This window comes from Mesorhizobium sp. M7A.F.Ca.CA.004.12.1.1 (assembly GCF_003997835.1).
Lineage (GTDB): Bacteria > Pseudomonadota > Alphaproteobacteria > Rhizobiales > Rhizobiaceae > Mesorhizobium.
Map to the genome: position 1 here is coordinate 1 of NZ_RZRK01001449.1, position 596 is coordinate 596.

The following is a 596-nucleotide window of genomic DNA, read 5'->3' on the forward strand; positions in this document are numbered from 1 at the left end:
CCTTCGACTACACGACGCGCGGCAACATGGTCGCCGTCATCTCCAACGGCACGGCCATCCTCGGTCTAGGCAATCTCGGCGCGCTGGCCTCCAAGCCGGTGATGGAGGGCAAGGCGGTGCTGTTCAAGCGCTTCGCCGATGTCGATTCCATCGACCTCGAGGTCGACACCGAGGACGCCGACGAATTCATCAACTGCGTGCGGTTCCTCGGGCCCTCTTTCGGCGGCATCAACCTCGAGGACATCAAGGCGCCGGAGTGCTTCATCATCGAGCAGCGCCTGCGCGAATTGATGGACATTCCCGTCTTTCACGACGACCAGCACGGCACCGCGATCATCTCGGCCGCCGGCCTGATCAACGCGCTGGAGATCACCGGTCGCGACATGAAGACCACAAAAATGGTCTGCAACGGCGCTGGTGCGGCCGGCATCGCCTGCATCGAGCTGATGAAGGCGATGGGCTTTGCGCCGGAAAACATCATCCTGTGCGACACGAAGGGCGTCGTTTTCCAAGGCCGCACCGAAGGCATGAACCAGTGGAAATCGGCGCATGCGGTCAAGACCGAGGCGCGCAGCCTCGCCGAGGCACTCGATGGC

1 protein-coding gene is annotated in these 596 nt (G+C 62.8%); it reads left to right on the forward strand.

The features are described 5' to 3' along the window. Positions 1-596: malic enzyme-like NAD(P)-binding protein (locus tag EN984_RS36970; RefSeq protein WP_281057397.1), on the forward strand; the 596-nt coding region annotated here is incomplete at both ends.